Source organism: Pseudomonas guariconensis (assembly GCF_040822035.1).
GTDB classification, from domain to species: Bacteria; Pseudomonadota; Gammaproteobacteria; order Pseudomonadales; family Pseudomonadaceae; genus Aquipseudomonas; species Aquipseudomonas guariconensis.
Genome location: NZ_CP162012.1, coordinates 3,350,487 through 3,366,250 on the forward strand (window position 1 = coordinate 3,350,487; position 15,764 = coordinate 3,366,250).

At 64.4% G+C, this 15,764-nt stretch carries 14 protein-coding genes; 5 read left to right on the plus strand and 9 right to left on the minus strand.

Features of this window, described 5'->3' with window-relative positions:
• Positions 1-17: 17 nt before the first annotated feature.
• Positions 18-1,991: a DNA topoisomerase III gene (locus AB1N67_RS15435; protein WP_182942721.1), complete on the plus strand. Its 1,974-nt coding sequence runs from the start codon at positions 18-20 to the stop codon at positions 1,989-1,991.
• Between the two features lie 69 nt (positions 1,992-2,060).
• On the opposite strand, the gene AB1N67_RS15440 is transcribed toward AB1N67_RS15435, so the two are convergent.
• The 3 genes from AB1N67_RS15440 to AB1N67_RS15450 all read right to left on the minus strand — a co-directional run bounded on the left by AB1N67_RS15440 (position 2,061) and on the right by AB1N67_RS15450 (position 5,249).
• Positions 2,061-3,158 (minus strand): extracellular solute-binding protein, encoded by a 1,098-nt coding sequence (locus AB1N67_RS15440; protein WP_090344487.1) that lies wholly within the window; start codon positions 3,156-3,158, stop codon positions 2,061-2,063.
• Positions 3,158-4,267 (minus strand): agmatine deiminase, encoded by a 1,110-nt coding sequence (gene aguA, locus AB1N67_RS15445; RefSeq protein WP_043212208.1) that lies wholly within the window; start codon positions 4,265-4,267, stop codon positions 3,158-3,160. Before aguA ends, AB1N67_RS15440 begins: the two co-directional genes overlap by 1 nt.
• A 94-nt stretch (positions 4,268-4,361) precedes the next feature.
• Positions 4,362-5,249 carry a LysR substrate-binding domain-containing protein gene (locus AB1N67_RS15450; RefSeq protein WP_043212206.1) on the minus strand — a complete coding sequence of 296 codons (888 nt, stop codon included), beginning with the start codon at positions 5,247-5,249 and terminating at the stop codon, positions 4,362-4,364.
• 152 nt (positions 5,250-5,401) lie between these two features.
• On the opposite strand from AB1N67_RS15450, the gene AB1N67_RS15455 reads away from it, so the two are divergent.
• Both AB1N67_RS15455 and AB1N67_RS15460 read left to right on the plus strand, forming a co-directional pair.
• A complete protein-coding gene (locus AB1N67_RS15455) occupies positions 5,402-6,691 on the plus strand; it encodes an FAD-binding oxidoreductase (protein WP_043212205.1) in 1,290 nt (429 codons plus the stop codon).
• 183 nt (positions 6,692-6,874) lie between these two features.
• Complete coding sequence (locus AB1N67_RS15460; protein WP_043212203.1) at positions 6,875-7,648, plus strand: TSUP family transporter; 774 nt, start codon at positions 6,875-6,877, stop codon at positions 7,646-7,648.
• On the opposite strand, the gene nudC is transcribed toward AB1N67_RS15460, so the two are convergent.
• Both nudC and AB1N67_RS15470 read right to left on the minus strand, forming a co-directional pair.
• On the minus strand, positions 7,622-8,452 hold the full coding sequence (nudC, locus tag AB1N67_RS15465) for an NAD(+) diphosphatase (protein WP_070572574.1): 831 nt from the start codon (positions 8,450-8,452) through the stop codon (positions 7,622-7,624). The genes AB1N67_RS15460 and nudC overlap by 27 nt on opposite strands.
• A 35-nt stretch (positions 8,453-8,487) precedes the next feature.
• Complete coding sequence (locus AB1N67_RS15470) at positions 8,488-9,300, minus strand: crotonase/enoyl-CoA hydratase family protein (RefSeq protein WP_317847047.1); 813 nt, start codon at positions 9,298-9,300, stop codon at positions 8,488-8,490.
• A 150-nt stretch (positions 9,301-9,450) separates the two neighbouring features.
• Here AB1N67_RS15470 and nhaB point away from each other — a divergent pair, with 150 nt between their 5' ends.
• Positions 9,451-10,953, plus strand: a complete 1,503-nt coding sequence (gene nhaB / locus AB1N67_RS15475) for a sodium/proton antiporter NhaB (RefSeq protein WP_367863167.1) — start codon at positions 9,451-9,453, stop codon at positions 10,951-10,953.
• Between the two features lie 55 nt (positions 10,954-11,008).
• Here nhaB and AB1N67_RS15480 read toward each other — a convergent pair whose 3' ends face one another.
• Positions 11,009-11,401 carry a GFA family protein gene (locus tag AB1N67_RS15480; protein ID WP_070572581.1) on the minus strand — a complete coding sequence of 131 codons (393 nt, stop codon included), beginning with the start codon at positions 11,399-11,401 and terminating at the stop codon, positions 11,009-11,011.
• 291 nt (positions 11,402-11,692) lie between these two features.
• Between AB1N67_RS15480 and AB1N67_RS15485 the strand changes: the two genes are divergently transcribed.
• Positions 11,693-13,441 carry a BCCT family transporter gene (locus AB1N67_RS15485; protein WP_043212194.1) on the plus strand — a complete coding sequence of 583 codons (1,749 nt, stop codon included), beginning with the start codon at positions 11,693-11,695 and terminating at the stop codon, positions 13,439-13,441.
• 110 nt (positions 13,442-13,551) lie between these two features.
• On the opposite strand, the gene ehuA is transcribed toward AB1N67_RS15485, so the two are convergent.
• The 3 genes from ehuA to ehuC all read right to left on the minus strand — a co-directional run bounded on the left by ehuA (position 13,552) and on the right by ehuC (position 15,721).
• The gene (gene ehuA, locus AB1N67_RS15490; RefSeq protein ID WP_102082448.1) at positions 13,552-14,346 is read right to left on the minus strand and encodes an ectoine/hydroxyectoine ABC transporter ATP-binding protein EhuA; all 795 of its coding nucleotides are present in this window, start codon (positions 14,344-14,346) and stop codon (positions 13,552-13,554) included.
• 62 nt (positions 14,347-14,408) lie between these two features.
• A complete protein-coding gene (gene ehuD, locus AB1N67_RS15495; protein ID WP_102082432.1) occupies positions 14,409-15,065 on the minus strand; it encodes an ectoine/hydroxyectoine ABC transporter permease subunit EhuD in 657 nt (218 codons plus the stop codon).
• Complete coding sequence (ehuC, locus tag AB1N67_RS15500; RefSeq protein WP_043212187.1) at positions 15,062-15,721, minus strand: ectoine/hydroxyectoine ABC transporter permease subunit EhuC; 660 nt, start codon at positions 15,719-15,721, stop codon at positions 15,062-15,064. The genes ehuD and ehuC overlap by 4 nt, the downstream gene beginning before the upstream one ends.
• Positions 15,722-15,764: the final 43 nt, after the last annotated feature.

Below are 15,764 nucleotides of genomic sequence, written 5' to 3' on the forward strand. Positions count from 1 at the left end.
ATGAAGCGTTCCCGGCCATGCGCCTGTTCCTCTGCGAAAAACCCTCCCAGGCCAAGGACATCGCCAAAGTCCTCGGCGCCACCCGCAAGGCCGACGGTTGCTGGCAAGGCTCCGACGTCTGCGTGACCTGGTGCATCGGCCACCTGCTCGAAACCGCCCCGCCCGACAGCTACGACGAGCGCTACAAGCGCTGGAACCTCGCGGACCTGCCGATCATTCCGGAAAAATGGAAGATGCTGGTCAAGCCCAAGACCGCTAGCCAGTTCAAGGCCGTCAAGCGCCTGCTCGGTGAAGCCCGGGAACTGGTGATCGCCACCGACGCCGACCGCGAAGGCGAGATGATCGCCCGCGAGCTGGTGGAGCATTGTCGCTACCGCGGCCCGATCCAACGCCTGTGGCTCTCGGCCCTGGACGACGCCTCGATCCGCAAGGCCCTGGCCCGCCTGCTGCCAGGGCAGGAGACTTTCAGCCTGTACCATTCGGCCCTCGGCCGCTCCCGCGCCGACTGGCTGATCGGTATGAACATGAGCCGCCTGTTCACACTGCTGGGCCGCCAATCCGGCTACCAGGGCGTGCTGCCGGTGGGCCGGGTACAGACACCGACCCTGCGCCTGGTGGTCGACCGCGACCGCAGCATCGCTGACTTCGTGCCGGTGCCCTACTGGGCTATCGATGTGCAACTCCAGAGCAGCGGCAGCGTCTTCACCGCTCAATGGCGAGCGCCCGAAGATAACTGTGACGATCAGGGCCGCTGCCTGAACCCGGCACTGGCCCAGCAAGCCGCCGTCGACATGCAGGCCGCCGGCAGCGCCCAGGTGACCAAGGTGGCCACCGAACGCGTGCGCGAAGCGGCTCCCCTGCCCTTCGACCTGGGCACCCTGCAGGAGGTCTGCTCCAAGAAGCTCGGCCTCGGCGCCCAGGAGACCCTGGATATTGCCCAAGCCCTGTACGAAACTCACAAACTGATCACCTACCCACGTAGCGACTGCGGCTACCTGCCGCTCAGCCAGCATGGCGAGGCGCCGGGGATCCTGGCCGCCCTGCAACGCGCCGACGGCAGTCTTGCGCCTTTGCAAGCGCACCTGGAGCCCCAGCGCCGCTCGCGGGCCTGGAACGATGCCAAGGTCAGCGCCCACCACGGCATCATCCCCACCGCCGCCGCCAGCGACCCTTCGCGCCTGCCACCCAAGCACAAGGCCGTCTACACCTTGATCCGTGCCCGCTACCTGGCGCAGTTCCTGCCCAACCACGAGTACGATCGCACCCAGGCCGAATTCGACTGCGCCGGCCACGCCCTGCGCGCGGTAGGCAAGCAGATCGTCGAGCCTGGTTGGCGTCGGGCCCTGCCCGAGGCGCTGACCCCGGCCAAAGGCCGCGAAGCGCCACCGCCTCAGGTGTTGCCGACCTTGAACCAAGGCCAGGCCTGCGCCGTGCATGACCTGCAACTCAAGGACCTGTGGACCCAACCGCCCAAACCCTTCACCGAAGGCGATCTGATCAAGGCAATGAAGAACGTCGCCAAGCTGGTGGACGACCCACTGCTCAAGCAGAAGCTCAAGGAAACCACCGGTATCGGCACCGAGGCCACCCGGGCCAGCATCATCCAGGGCCTGCTCGACCGCGGTTACCTGGTTAAGAACGGCAAGGCCCTGTCCGCCACACCGGCTGCCTTCAGCCTGATCGACGCCGTACCCCGCGCCATCGCCGACCCCGGTACCACCGCCATCTGGGAGCAGGCGCTGGACATGGTGCAGAGCGGCGAGATGAGCCTGGAAGAGTTCGTCGCCCGACAATCGGCCTGGATGGGCAAGCTGGTGCAGCGCTGCAGCGGCATGCGCCTGACCATCAGCGGGCCGCCGGTGCCGGCGGGGAGCAAGGGGGCGCCTTGGAAGAAAAAACGGCGCAGTGGCGGGAAAGGCAAGGCTTCTGGCGACAGCGCCAAAGCTACGGGCAGCAAGCCGAGGCAACCACGACGCAAGGCTTCGCGTTGATGCGTCGCCTATTCCGGCCCTTTCGCAGGTTTACCCGCGAAAGGGCCGGAATAGGCAAACGTCCCTCTGTCAGGTCCCGCTCTTGAGCCGGCTGAACGCCCGGGTCAGCTCCCGGTTGAAGGCTTTGGCATTGTCGTTCTTGCTGTACAACCGCGCCCTCACGTCGGCGGGTGGATAGGTCCCTGGCGCATTGCGGATCTTCGGGTCCACCAGAGCGTCGGCCGCCGTGATCGCGTTGGCATAGTGAATGGTGTCGGTGATTGGCGCGATCACCTCCGGCCGCATCAGGTAGTCCATCAATTTCCACGCCGCCTCCGGATGCGGCGCATCCTTAGGCACAACGAGCGCATCCAGCCAGATCAACGTGCCTTCCTTGGGAATGCTGTAATCCAGCGTGAACGGTTTTCCCGCCTGCTCGGCCTGGGCTTGGGCGATGGCCACGTTGCCGTTCCACGACATTGCCACGCAGGTCTCGCCGTTGGCCAGGTCGTTGATATTGCGGTCGTTGTCGAAATAGCGGATATACGGACGCACCTTGCGCAGGTGCGCCTCGGCGGTCTTGAGGTCTTCCAGGCGCTGCTGGTTGATGTCCAGCCCCAGGTAGCGCATCGTCGCGGCGAACACCTCGTTAGGGTCGTTGAGGAAACTCACCCCGCAATCGGCGAACTTCGCCACCACCTGCGGATCGAGCAGCATCGCCCAGCTGTCGCGCGGCGCATCCTCGAGCCGCGCCGCCACCGCCTGCTCTTGATAGCCCACGCCCGTGGTGCCCCAGGCGTAGGTGCCGGCATAGCGATTGCCCGGGTCGAACACCGCCATGTGCTGGCGAAACTCCTCGCCGATGCCCGCCAAGTGCGGCAACTTGCTCTTGTCCAGCGGCTGCAGGGCACCGCTGGCAATCGCCCGGCTCAGGTGCTGGCCGGCGCTGAGCACCACGTCGTAGCCACTGCCACCGGTGAGCAACTTGGTCTCGGCGGTTTCCAGGGAGTCGAAGTGGTCGGCCACCACGCGGATGCCGGTCTGCTTCTGGAAGTTGGCCAAGGTGTCCGGGGCGAGGTATTCGCCCCAGATGTAAAGATTGACGGTCGGCTGTTGTGCGTCGGCTGCCTGGGCCGCCGACGCTGCGCAACCCAGGGCGACCGCCAAGACCAGCGGGGCGAGTTTCATCAGCGACCTCCAGCGGCGTATTGCGGCATGGTGATGCAGGCGACGTTGCCGCCACCGAGCAGGATCTCCCGCGAGTTCTCGATACCGATGATGCGATGATCAGGGAACAACTCGGCCAAGGTGGCCTGCGCCACGCTGTCATTGCGATCACCGAACAGCGGCACGACGATGGCCGAGTTGCCGGCGTAATAATTGATGTAGGAGGCGCAGATCCGGGTGCCGGCCTGGCGCAGGTGGGTGCCGTCGACCTGGTCCAGCCCGGCCGCTTCCTCGGCGGTCCATTCCAGCACCTGGGGCTGCGGCAGCTTGTGTACCTTCAGCTCGCGGCCACGGCTGTCACGGGTGCTGCGCAAAATGTCATAAGCCTCTTGGTAGATCTCCCACTGCGGATCGTTGCGATCATCGGTCCACTGCAACACCACCTCGCCTGGGCGCACGAAGCAGGCCAGGTCGTCGACGTGGCCATCGGTCTCGTCGAACTTACAGCCACGCGGCAGCCAGATCACCTGCTCGGCGCCCAGGTAATCCTCGAGCCTGCGGGTGACTTCCTCCTTGCCCAGGTGGGCGTTACGGTTGCGGTTGAGCAGGCACTGTTCGGTGGTCAGTAGGCTGCCCTGGCCATCGCTCTGAATGCCACCCAGCTCGGCGATCAGGGGGGCGCGGTAGCGGTCCAGGCCCTCGATTTCGAGCATCTTCTGGGCGATCTGATCGTCCTTGTCCCAGGGATAGTAGAGGCCGCCGTCCAAACCGCCGTAGGCATTGAACTCGAAATCCACGCCGCGCACTTCGCCGGTACCGTCATTGACCACGAAGCAGGCGCCGCTGTCGCGGAACCAGGTGTCGTTGCAGGTCATCTCCACCACCCGCACATGAGCTGGCAGCAGGCGCCTGGCATTGGCGTATTGGGCGGCGGAGGCGCACACGGTCACCGGCTCGCTGGAGGCGATGGCGGTGACGATGTCGACCCAGACCTTCTGCGCAGGCTTGCCGCCGTTGCGCCACACATCCGGACGCTCCGGCCAGCCGAGCCAGCAGCGCGTCTTGCGCTCGAATTCGCCAGGCAGGCGGAAACCATCGGCCTTGGGGGTGGTGGTGAGCGAACGTGCCATGGGTCAACCTCGTCATCGGTGAGTGATGACTGCACGCTACGCCGCGCGGGCTCAGGCTTCCAACGATGAAAACTTGCCAATAGCTGAATTCAATTCAAGGTTCGGTGATCTGTTCGGTGAACCAGTCGATGAATTCGGCCACCGCGCCCCGCTCCAGACGCAGGCGCTCACACACCAACGCGTACTGGCCCTGAGCGGTCACGCTAGCGCTGAACGGGCGCACCAGGCGGCCACTTTGCAGGTCGGCCTGGCAGGTCAGGTTGTCGCCCATCGCCACGCCCTGCCCCAGTACCGCCGCCTCCAGGGCCAGCGCCGCATGGGGGAAGTACAGCTGGCGGGTGGGCAAAGCGTCCTCGGCGTGCGTGGCCAGCCAGGTGGTCCAGGTGCGTCCGTCCTGATCATCGTGCAGCAGACAATGGCGTACCAAGTCCCGTGGGCGCTTGAGCCCGCCTTGGTTGAACAGGCCCGGGCTGCACACGGGGAAGAACTGCAACAGCGGCAACGGGCGTACGAAGTGGGTGCTGGCATCCAGCGCACTGGTGCCGTAGGTGATGGCGATGTCGATATCCAAAGCCGGAGCCCCCGCGTTGATGGGCTGTTCGTGCAGGTGCAAGGTGATGTGCGGATAACGGCTGCTGAAGTCGGCAAGCCGTGCGACCAACCATTTCTGCGCCAGCTCCGCCGTGACCGCGACCCGCAGCACGGCCTGGGAGGCAGGGTCGCGCAGCTCGTCACAGGCCTTGCCGATCAGCTCGAAGGCCTGTTGTAAATGGTGCAGCAGGCGCTCGGCCTCGGTGGTCGGACGCACCTGGCGCCCCGCCCGTTCGAACAGGGCCACGCCAAGCTGATCCTCCAGTTGGCGAATCTGGTGGCTGACCGCGCTGTCGGTCACGCACAGCTCGGCGGCAGCACGGCCAAAGTGGCCATGGCGGGCGGCGCATTCGAACGTGCGCAGGGCAGTCAGGGAAGGCAGACGGCGCATCGAGGTATTCCGCGGGTCGAGGTAATCGGAGCCGAATCATATAGGGCATTTTCAGGCTCCCGTTAAGCCTTTACCCATGAAGGGGCTGGCGTCGTGAATTTTTTCTGTTACTTTTTCATGAAATTAATAACAACAAATTTCACGAGGCCCGCATGTTCAAACAGTCCGCGCAGCACGTTGCCAGCTACTACGCCCAGACCTACCCCACCACGATCCCGCTGCGCCCTGCCCTGCAAGGCGCCTTGGACACCGACGTGTTGATCATCGGCGCCGGCTTCAGCGGCCTGCACACGGCACTGCGCTTGGCCCTGGCCGGCAAGCGCGTGGTCGTGCTGGAGGCCAGCAGGGTGGCCTGGGCCGCTTCCGGGCGCAACGGTGGCCAGGCGTTGCTGGGCTGGTCCTGTGACATGCCGCCGCTGGAAAAGGCCTTGGGCGTCGAACGCGCCCGGCGCCTCTGGGACAGCATGCGCTGGGCCGCCGAAGAGATGCGCGAGCTGCCGGAACGCCACGGCTTCGACGTGGACTACCGGGTCGGCAGCCTGTGGACCGCAGTGATGCCTCGCCGCGTGAAAATACTCGAAGAAGCCAAGCACGAAGCCGAACGGAAATGGGGCTACGACTGCCTGCGCCTGATCGGCCGTGACGAGCTGCCCGACTGGATCGACAGCCCCCGCTACCAGGCTGCCCTGTACGATCCCAACGGTGCCCACCTCAACCCCCTCAAGCTGGCCCAGGGCCTGGCCGCCGCCATCGAAGCCGCGGGCGGACAGATCTTCGAGCAAAGCCAGGTGCTCGACTACCACGAAAGCTCGAGCGGCTTCGTCGCCCGTACAGGCCTGGGCGAAGTCCGCAGCCAGGTGCTGGTGTTGGCCTGCAACGCCTACATCGACCGCCTCGACCGCGACCTGTCGCGCCGTCTGCTGCCGGTCGGCTCCTACCAAGTGGCCACCGCGCCGCTGGATCCGGCCATGGCCCAGTCGCTGCTGCCGCGCAACAGTTGCGTGATCGACAACCAGTTCGTCCCCGACTACTTCCGCCTCACGCCAGACCATCGCCTGCTGTTTGGCGGCGGTTGCACCTACCTCGGAGGCATCCCCAAGGACGTCGCCAGCGCCACGCGCCCCTACCTGGAGCGTGTGTTCCCGCAGCTCACTGGGGTGAGCCTGGACTACGCCTGGGGCGGTCATCTGGATTGCAGCATCCAGCGCACCCCGGATATCGGCCGTCTGGGCCAACGCTACTGGCTGCAGGGCTTCTCGGGGCATGGCGTGCTGCCGACCCTGGCCGCGGCCCGGGCGGTGAGCGATGCGATCCTCGGCGACGAAGACCTGCTGGGGCTGTACCAAGGCATCGACAATGGCCGCTTCCCAGGCGGCGAGCTGATGGCCGCGCCCCTGGAGGCGGCGGCGAAGGCGTGGTACCGATTGCGCGACTACGTCTGACGGGAACAGGCAGGAGGGGATCTGGGGCCTGGCGTAGCCTGCAAGGAGCCGCAAAGCGCCCCCGGATCCCTGGGGCTTCACCTACTCCATGGCATGACTGGTATTCCCCGTCCTTGAGGACTACCCTGTACCGCCTCTAGCGCGGCCTTTTGCCGCACTCGCCGCCCTGTCTGTAAAAGCCCCATGCCTTTCGAACTCACCGTAGAACCGCTCACCCTGCTCATCCTCGCCCTGGTCGCCTTCGTGGCCGGTTTCATCGACGCCATCGCTGGCGGCGGGGGGCTGCTCACTACCCCGGCCTTGCTCACCGCCGGCATGCCGCCCCATCTGGTGCTGGGCACCAACAAACTCAGCTCCACCTTCGGCTCGGCCACCGCCAGCTTCACCTACTACCGACGCAAGCTGTTCCACCCCGCGCAGTGGCGCCGGGCGTTGGTCGGTACCTTGGTCGGCGCGCTGCTGGGGGCGCTGGCCGCCCACTACATGCCGGCCGATTGGCTGAACAAGATGCTGCCGGTGATCGTCTTCGCCTGTGGCGTCTACCTGTTGTTCGGCGGGACGCCCAAGGCACCGTTGGATGCCGACGCGCCGATCAAGAAGAAGTGGCAGTTCCCCCAGGGCTTTGGCCTGGGCTTCTATGACGGCGTGGCCGGCCCCGGCACCGGGGCGTTCTGGACGGTCAGTACCCTGCTGCTCTACCCCATCGACCTGGTGCGTGCCAGCGGCGTGGCGCGCAGCATGAACTTCGTCAGCAACATCGCGGCACTGACGGTGTTCATCATTTCCGGGCAGGTGGATTACATCGTCGGCCTGTGCATGGGCCTGTCGGTGATGGTCGGCGCCTTCTTCGGCGCACGCACGGCGATCAGCGGCGGCAGCAAGTTCATCCGCCCGGTGTTCATCGCCGTGGTGCTGGCGTTGACTGTACGCCTAGTGTGGCAGCACTGGGTCGGGTAGGCCCAGGCGACGTGCCACGTAGAGGTCGATCAGGTAACGGGCGATGGAGCGCCCGGCAGGCAGCGGCGGCAGATCGTGCACATTGAACCACTGGGCGTCCTCGATCTCGTCCGGTTGCATGACGATCTCGCCGCCCGCGTACTCGGCATGGAAGCCCAGCATCATCGAGTGCGGGAAGGGCCAGCACTGGCTGCCCACGTACTGGATGTTCTTCACCTCCACCGCCACTTCCTCGCGCACCTCCCGTACCAGGCAGTCCTCGGCCGACTCGCCTGGCTCGGCAAAGCCGGCCAGGGTGCTATAGACGCCCGTGACGAAACGCGGCGAGCGCGCCAGCAGCACTTCATCCCCCCGGGTGATCAGCACGATCATGCTCGGCGAGATGCGCGGGTAGCTGCGCAGGTCGCACGGCTGACAGTACATCGCCCGCTCCCAGCGGATCTGGGTCATCGGCTGGCCGCAGCTGCCGCAGAAGCGATGTTCGCGCGCCCAGGTGCCGATCTGCGCGGCATACCCCAAGAGGGTGTAGGTCAGCATGTCGCCTTCGAGCATGAACTGGCGCAGGCCGCGCCAGCTGCAGCCGGACACTTCGGCACTGCCACGCAGCTCGAGCAGGAACACCGGCTGGCCGTCCAGGTGGCCGATGCCATGCTCGCAGAGCACGTCCAGGTCTTGCTCCTTGAGCCAATCGCGGGGGAACAGCGCGCCGTTGTCATCCATCAGGAACCCTTCCGGGCCACGGGCGACGGCCAGGCCGCCGGTGATCTGCGGGTCGAGTACTGCGGTAGTCCAACGTGCTGACATTTCGGGATCCTTAAAAGCGCGTCCCCCCGCCCCGGTCAGTCGGCGAAGGTCGGTTTCTGTTTGCTCATGTGCGCCGCCATGGCGACCCGCAGGTCTTCGGACTGCAACATGGCGGCGTTCCAGGTGGCGATGTACTCCAGGCCATCGTCAATGCGATGGTCGCGCATGTAATTGAGCATCTCTTTGGTGCCGCTCACCGCAATCGGAGATTTTTGCGCGATTTGCGCTGCCAAGGCAAAGACTCCTTCACGCAGTGCGGCCTGATCGTCGAACACCTGATTGACCAGGCCGATGCGCTGGGCCTCGTGCGCCACGACATGGCGTCCGGTGTAGGCCATTTCGCGCATCACACCGTCGCCGATGATACGCGGCAAACGTTGCAAGGTCCCGACATCGGCGGCCATGCCCATGTCGATTTCCTTGATCGAGAACTGCGCATCGGCACTGCAGTAACGCATGTCACAGGCCGAGACCAGGTCGATCGCACCGCCCAGGCAGTAGCCCTGGATCGCCGCCAGCACCGGTTTGCGGCAGTTGTCCACGGCATTGAACGAGGCCTGCAGGCCCAGGATGGTGCGCCGAAGCAGGCGCGCATTGCGGCCCACGTCCTTGCCCATTTGCCCGGCCAGCTGAGCCAGCAAGGCCAGGTCGATACCTGCACTGAAGTGCTGGCCCGCGGCGCTCAGCACCACCACGCGCACCGCGTCGGTGTCGTCGATCCATTGGAAGATGTCGATGATTTCCTTCCAGAAGTCGCCGTTCATGGCATTGAGCTTTTCCGGACGGTTGATCTGCACATGGGCAATGTTGTCGGTCAACTCAACCTTGAATGCGCGGTACTCGGTCACGGGCAGTACTCCTGTAGGTAAAAGGTTCACGCGCCGGACTATAACGCACCCTCAAGGCCGTGCTTGTGCCAAAAGCGGGACTGAACGCCTTGCACCTGACGCCCGCATCGGGCACCTTGCGCGACTGCTGAATCAAAAGGATACAAATTCATGTCCCGCTCCCTGACCGGCGCTCTCGCCCATAACTTCCTGGGCCAGTCGCCGCTCTGGTACAAGGCCGTCATCTGCCTGTTCCTCGTGCTCAACCCCGTGCTGCTGGCAACCCTCGGTCCGGTGGTCACCGGCTGGGTGCTGGTGATCGAGTTCATCTTCACCCTGGGCATGGCGCTCAAGTGCTACCCGTTGATGCCCGGCGGCTTGCTACTGATCGAGGCGCTGCTGTTGGAGATGACCACGCCCCAGGCCCTCTATGAAGAGCTGCAGCACAATTTTCCGGTGATCTTGCTGCTGATGTTCATGGTCGCCGGCATTCACTTCATGAAGGAACTGCTGCTGTTCCTGTTCTCCAAGATCCTGCTAGGCGTGCGTTCGAAGGCCATCCTGGCGCTGCTGTTCTGCGTGCTGTCGGCATTCCTGTCGGCGTTTCTCGATGCCTTGACCGTCACGGCGGTGATCATCAGCGCCGCAGTGGGTTTCTATGCGGTCTATCACCGCGTCGCTTCCGGCGCCAACCCGCGCGAGGAGTCCGAACTCGACAGCGACCACCAGGTGCCGCAACTGCACCGTGAAGACCTGGACCAGTTCCGCGCCTTTTTGCGCAGCCTGTTGATGCATGGCGCGGTGGGCACGGCCCTGGGCGGGGTGTGCACCTTGGTAGGCGAGCCACAGAACCTGCTGATCGGCCATGAGATGGGCTGGCATTTCGCCGATTTCTTCTACAAGGTGGCGCCGGTGTCGATGCCGGTACTGGCGGCAGGCCTTGTGACGTGCGTGTTGCTGGAGAAGCTGCGGTTGTTCGGTTACGGCACGCTGATGCCCGAGCGCGTGCGCCAGGTGCTGGCCAGCTATGCGGCCGAAGACGATGCCGCGCGGACCTCGGCCCAGCGCGTCGCTTTGCTGGTACAGGGGATCGCCGCACTGATCCTGATTGTCTGCCTAGGCCTGCACGTTGCCGAGGTCGGCCTGATCGGCCTGCTGGTGATCGTGCTGATCACCGCCTTCACCGGCATCACCGACGAGCACCGCCTGGGCCGTGCGTTCCAGGATGCGATGCCGTTCACCGCACTGCTGGTGGTGTTCTTCGCGGTGGTCGCGGTGATCCATCAGCAGCAGTTGTTCAGTCCATTGATCACGTGGGTCCTGGCTCTGCCGGCCGACCAGCAGCCGGGCATGCTGTACCTGGCCAATGGCTTGCTGTCGGCGATCAGCGACAACGTGTTCGTCGCCACGATTTACATCACCGAGGTGAAGCAGGCGTTTCTCAACGGCGCCATGAACCGTGAGCACTTCGAGACCCTGGCGGTGGCGATCAACACCGGCACCAACCTGCCCAGCGTGGCCACGCCCAATGGGCAGGCGGCGTTCCTGTTCCTGCTGACCTCGGCGATCGCACCGCTGGTGCGGTTGTCGTACGGGCGGATGGTATGGATGGCATTGCCTTATACCGTGGTCATGGGCGGGCTGGGCTGGTGGGCGGTGACCTACTGGCTCTGAGCGGCTAGCGCGGGCGAGAGGCGATGGCTTTGCAAGCGAGACTGTCGGGTCGAAATCAGCCCTCGGTACGCCCCGTCCCTTCCCGATCGCCCGTGTAATGTCGGGCGAACGGGAACGCCGGCAACCACGCTTCACGCCGAACGGTCCAACTTTCGTAAGTTGGCGTGAACTGATCTGGCGCATCCAGCGCTCCGAGGTGGACCTCCACCTCATCCCCGCTTCGCGAAAACACCGACGAACCGCAGCGCGGGCAGAAAAACCGTCCGGCATAGTCACCCGTCCGGCCTTCGACCTTCACCGCCTCTTCGGGGAAAATCGCCGACGCGTGAAACAGTGCCCCATGGTGTTTTCGACAATCGAGGCAATGACAAAGCCCCACTCTATAGGGCTGCCCCGAAGCCTCGAAGCGGACCTGACCGCAAAGGCAACCGCCTGTGAACAGGTGCATACCTAACCTCCTCTGGTCGTGATCTTGATGTCGCTGAAAAGGATAGTCCTACGAAGATTTCACTAGGTGTTCCGGCTCATCTTCTGGCCCAACGGCCAAATCGGCAGCCCGCCATGGCGTCGTAACAAGGACGTGCCAGGACGGTCTGGGAATAGGAAGCCCCCTTTGGCCGGCAGGATAATCGCCGCTTGGCGGCTCGGCCTGACCGGGTCGCACGTCGTCGCGTAGCGGCAAGCACAACAACAACAAACCTGCAGCGGCCAGGCACCCACAAAAGGGGCATTACGACACATGGCAAAGGAAGAGAACGTTGAAACACTCGCCCTTGGCGTGACAGATCCTTCGCAGACCGAAGAAGCCAAGAAGGATCGTCACCTCGAAGGCAAGATCGACTGGATTGTCTTCGGCATCACCAGCATCCTCGCAGTCGCATTCGTCATCTGGGGCTTCGTCAGCCAAGCGAGCCTGGCCAAAAGCGCCTCCACCGCCCAGTCCTGGGTCATCGTCCATTTCGGTTGGTTCTTCGTTCTCACCTCGACCTTGTTCGTGGTCTTCGTGCTGTGGCTGGCCGCAAGCCGCTATGGAAAAGTCCCGTTGGGGCGCGATGGCGAGGCGCCGGAGTTTCGCACCGTGTCCTGGGTAGCGATGATGTTCAGCGCCGGCATGGGCATCGGTCTGATGTTCTTCGGCGTGGCTGAGCCACTGTCGCATTACGTCTCCCCGCCTCCAGGAACTGCCGCCGGACAAACCAGCGAGGCGATGCAGGTGGCCATGGCCACTACCCTGTTCCACTGGACGCTGCACCCCTGGGCCATGTACGCCATCGTCGGCCTGGTGATCGCCTACGGCACGTTCCGGCGCGGGCGCTCGCAGCTGATTTCCACGGCGTTCCGACCGCTGATCGGCCGCCATGCCAACGGCCCCATCGGCCGCGTGATCGACATGATGGCGATCTTCGCCACTTTGTTCGGCTCCGCCGCCTCCCTGGGCCTGGGCGCCCTGCAGATCGCCGGCGGCCTGGAGTACAACGGCTGGATCGAGCATCCCGGCAAAATCTTCTACATCTCGATCATCACCCTGCTGACCGTGGCCTTCGTCGCCTCGGCGGTGTCCGGTATCGGCAAGGGCATCCAGTGGCTGTCCAACACCAATATGGTGCTGGCGTTGGTGCTGGCGCTGTTCACCTTCATGGTCGGCCCGACGCTGCTGATGCTCAACCTGCTGCCGACCTCGATCGGCGTGTACATCAAGATGCTCCCGGAAATGATGGCGCGCACCAGCGCCAGCGGTGGCGAGCAGATGGACAACTGGCTGGCCGGCTGGACCGTGTTCTACTGGGCCTGGTGGATTTCCTGGACGCCCTTCGTCGGCATGTTCATCGCGCGCATCAGCCGCGGGCGCACCATTCGCCAGTTCGTCACCGGTGTGCTGCTGGTGCCTAGCCTGGTGAGCTTGATCTGGTTCACGATCTTCGGCGGTGCCGGTATCGATGCCCTGCAAGAAGGCACCTTCACCCTGGTCAATGGCGCCGTGAACAGCAACCACGCGCTCTACGAGCTGCTGGAAAGCTACCCGTGGGCGTCGGTGACTTCGGTATTGATCATGATCCTGGTGGGTATCTTCTTCGTCTCCGGCGCCGATGCCGCCTCCCTGGTGATGGGCACGCTGTCCGAGCACGGCACCACGGAGCCGTCCCGGGCCACAGTGATCTTCTGGGGCGCGCTGACCGGCACGGTAGCGGCGATCATGCTGGCGATCGGTGACCCGGCCAACCCAGGCGAGGCCCTGACCGGGCTGCAAAACCTCACGATCGTCGTGGCGTTGCCGTTCGTGATCGTGATGGTGCTGCTGTGCCTGGCGCTTTACCGCGACCTGCGCCGCGATCCGATGATGCTGCGTCACCTGCGCGGCAACGAGCTGATCGAGAAAGCCGTACTGTATGGCGCGGTCAAGCATGGCGAGGAGTTCTACATCGTCGTCCAGGAAAAGAAATCCGCCGTCAAACGCACCCACGCCGAGGCACAGGCCACAGAGACCTGAGGCCACCCAGCGCGGTGCGTGTGGGAGCGATTGCCCTGCTCCACCGCGCCGCCTGCTTCGCGGCGGTTCGACGCCGCGAACGGGCCATGGAAAATGGCACAGGATGGCCTTCAGTTGGCTTCCCTGACCGCACTCAGAAACGCCCGGGTCCGCTCCTGCTGAGGATGCTCGTACAGCTGGGCGGGCGCGCCCTGTTCGTGGATCTGCCCCTTGTAGAAGAAGCACACCCGATCCGCGAACTCGCGGGCAAATCCCATCTGGTGGGTGACCATGAGCATGGTCAGGTTGTGCTCGCTGCCGAGCCTGCGGATGACATTGAGCACTTCACCGCACAGCTCCGGGTCCAAGGCCGAGGTGACCTCGTCGAACAGCATCACCTTGGGCCGCATGGCCAAGGCCCGGGCGATGGCCACCCGCTGTTGCTGGCCACCTGAGAGCTGCGAAGGGTAATGGTCGAACTTGTTGCCCAGCCCGACCATTTCCAGCAGTTCAGCGGCGCGCTCTCGGGCTTCGGCGGGCTTGATGCCAAGGACCTGCACTGGCGCTTCGATGACGTTCTGCAAGGCGCTCATGTGCGGGAACAGGTTGAAGCTCTGGAACACCATGCCGATCTTCGAGCGCACGCGGCGCACATGGCGGTCGTTGGCGCTCACCAGGGTGCCGTTGCGTCCTGGCATGTGGGTCAGCGATTCGCCGTCCACTTCGATCATGCCCTGGTCGATACCCTCCAGGGTCATCAGTACCCGTAGCAAGGTCGATTTGCCCGAGCCGCTGGGGCCGATGATCGCCACCTTCTCGCCCGGCGCGACTTCCAGGTTCAGGCCATCGAGCACGGTGAAGTTGCCGTAGCGTTTGGTCACGTCGCGAAAGGCGACGATCGGCTGGGCGATGGCCGGTTCCGGCATGGCGTGGTCCCGCTGCAGGGGGCTGGTGGTGAGGGTGGCGAGGTTCGAGACAGGCGCGATCATTAGCGTAACTCCAGGCGCACTTCGAGGCGCCGAACCAGATAGGCCAGAGCGACGCTCAAGGCCAGGAAGAACAGACCGACCAGGGTGATCGGCTCCAGGTAGCGGAAGCTTTCGGAGCCGACGTTCTTGGCCTGCTGCATGATTTCCACCACGGTGATGGCAGAGAGCACCGGGGTGTCCTTGAGCATCGCGATCAGGTAGTTGCCCAATGGCGGTAGGATCGGTCGCACCGCCTGGGGCAGGATGACCGTGCGGTAGGCCGTCCAGGGCGCGAAGTTCAGCGCCACCACCGCCTCCCACTGGCTGCGCGGCACGGCGTCCAGGCCCCCGCGATAGACCTCGGCGAGGTAGCAGGCGTAGTGCAGGCCGATGCCGAGGATGCCCGCCTGCATCGCGCTCATGTTCACGCCATAGTTGGGCAGCACGTAGTACAGAAAGTACACCTGGATCAACAGCGGTGTGCTGCGGATGAACTCGATCAGCAAGGTCACCGGCCAGGCGATGACCACTTGCCGGCTACGTCGACCGATCGCCAGGAACAGCCCCAGAACGATCGCGATCAAAAAGCCCACCAGCGTGATGCCCAGGGTCTTGATCGAGGCCTGCAGCAACTGTGGCAGGATCTGCGCGACGTAGTTCCAGTCCCAGATATTCATGACAGGCTCCCCCGCAGGCGACCACGGCCCAGGCGCCGTTCGACGCCGCGCATGGTGAAGTTGATGACTTGCGCCAAGACGAAGTACAGCAGCAGGGTCAGGCTGAAGATCTCCAGGGTCTGGAAGGTCGCCTGATCCAGTTGGCGGGCGCGGAAGCTCAGGTCTGACAAGGTGATCAAGGACACCAGCGAGGTGTTCTTGAGCAGCTCGATCAACAGGTTGGTGCCCGGAGCGATCGCCGCCAGCAGTGCCTGGGGCAGGATGACCCGGCGAAAGCGGGTGGCCGGCGGCATGTTGAGGGCGACGCAGGCTTCATATTGCCCCTTGGCCACCGAGCCGATGGCCCCACGCATCACTTCGGCGCCATAGGCACCGATGTGCAGCCCCAGGCCGACGATGGCCACCGTGTAGGCGCTCAGCTCAAGGTTGAACGGCGGCAGCGGCAGGACGAAGAACAGCCAGAACAGCTGCACCAGCAGCGACGTGCCGCGAAACAGCTCGATGTACGCCACGCAGAACCAGCTCAAGGGTCGCCAGGACGAGCGCCTGCCAAGGGCCGCGAGTATCGCGGCGACAATGGCCAGCAGCGAGCCGAAGAATGTGACCTGGACAGTGATCCAGGCGCCTTGCAGTAACAGCGGTATCAATTCACCCATGGTTCGACCTGAATAATCGGATTACGCAGGGAACGGCATGGCA

Excerpts from the sequence above, each read along its gene's own strand:
- ehuC (WP_043212187.1), bottom strand. The coding sequence starts at position 15,721 with ATGGGTGAATTGATACCGCTGTTACTGCAAGGCGCCTGGATCACTGTC.
- AB1N67_RS15450 (WP_043212206.1), bottom strand. The coding sequence starts at position 5,249 with ATGCGCCGTCTGCCTTCCCTGACTGCCCTGCGCACGTTCGAATGCGCC.
- AB1N67_RS15460 (WP_043212203.1), top strand. The coding sequence starts at position 6,875 with ATGCCTTTCGAACTCACCGTAGAACCGCTCACCCTGCTCATCCTCGCC.
- nudC (WP_070572574.1), bottom strand. The coding sequence starts at position 8,452 with ATGTCAGCACGTTGGACTACCGCAGTACTCGACCCGCAGATCACCGGC.
- ehuD (WP_102082432.1), bottom strand. The coding sequence starts at position 15,065 with ATGAATATCTGGGACTGGAACTACGTCGCGCAGATCCTGCCACAGTTG.
- AB1N67_RS15485 (WP_043212194.1), top strand. The coding sequence starts at position 11,693 with ATGGCAAAGGAAGAGAACGTTGAAACACTCGCCCTTGGCGTGACAGAT.
- AB1N67_RS15455 (WP_043212205.1), top strand. The coding sequence starts at position 5,402 with ATGTTCAAACAGTCCGCGCAGCACGTTGCCAGCTACTACGCCCAGACC.
- AB1N67_RS15440 (WP_090344487.1), bottom strand. The coding sequence starts at position 3,158 with ATGAAACTCGCCCCGCTGGTCTTGGCGGTCGCCCTGGGTTGCGCAGCG.
- aguA (WP_043212208.1), bottom strand. The coding sequence starts at position 4,267 with ATGGCACGTTCGCTCACCACCACCCCCAAGGCCGATGGTTTCCGCCTG.
- AB1N67_RS15435 (WP_182942721.1), top strand. The coding sequence starts at position 18 with ATGCGCCTGTTCCTCTGCGAAAAACCCTCCCAGGCCAAGGACATCGCC.
- nhaB (WP_367863167.1), top strand. The coding sequence starts at position 9,451 with ATGTCCCGCTCCCTGACCGGCGCTCTCGCCCATAACTTCCTGGGCCAG.
- AB1N67_RS15480 (WP_070572581.1), bottom strand. The coding sequence starts at position 11,401 with ATGCACCTGTTCACAGGCGGTTGCCTTTGCGGTCAGGTCCGCTTCGAG.
- ehuA (WP_102082448.1), bottom strand. The coding sequence starts at position 14,346 with ATGCCGGAACCGGCCATCGCCCAGCCGATCGTCGCCTTTCGCGACGTG.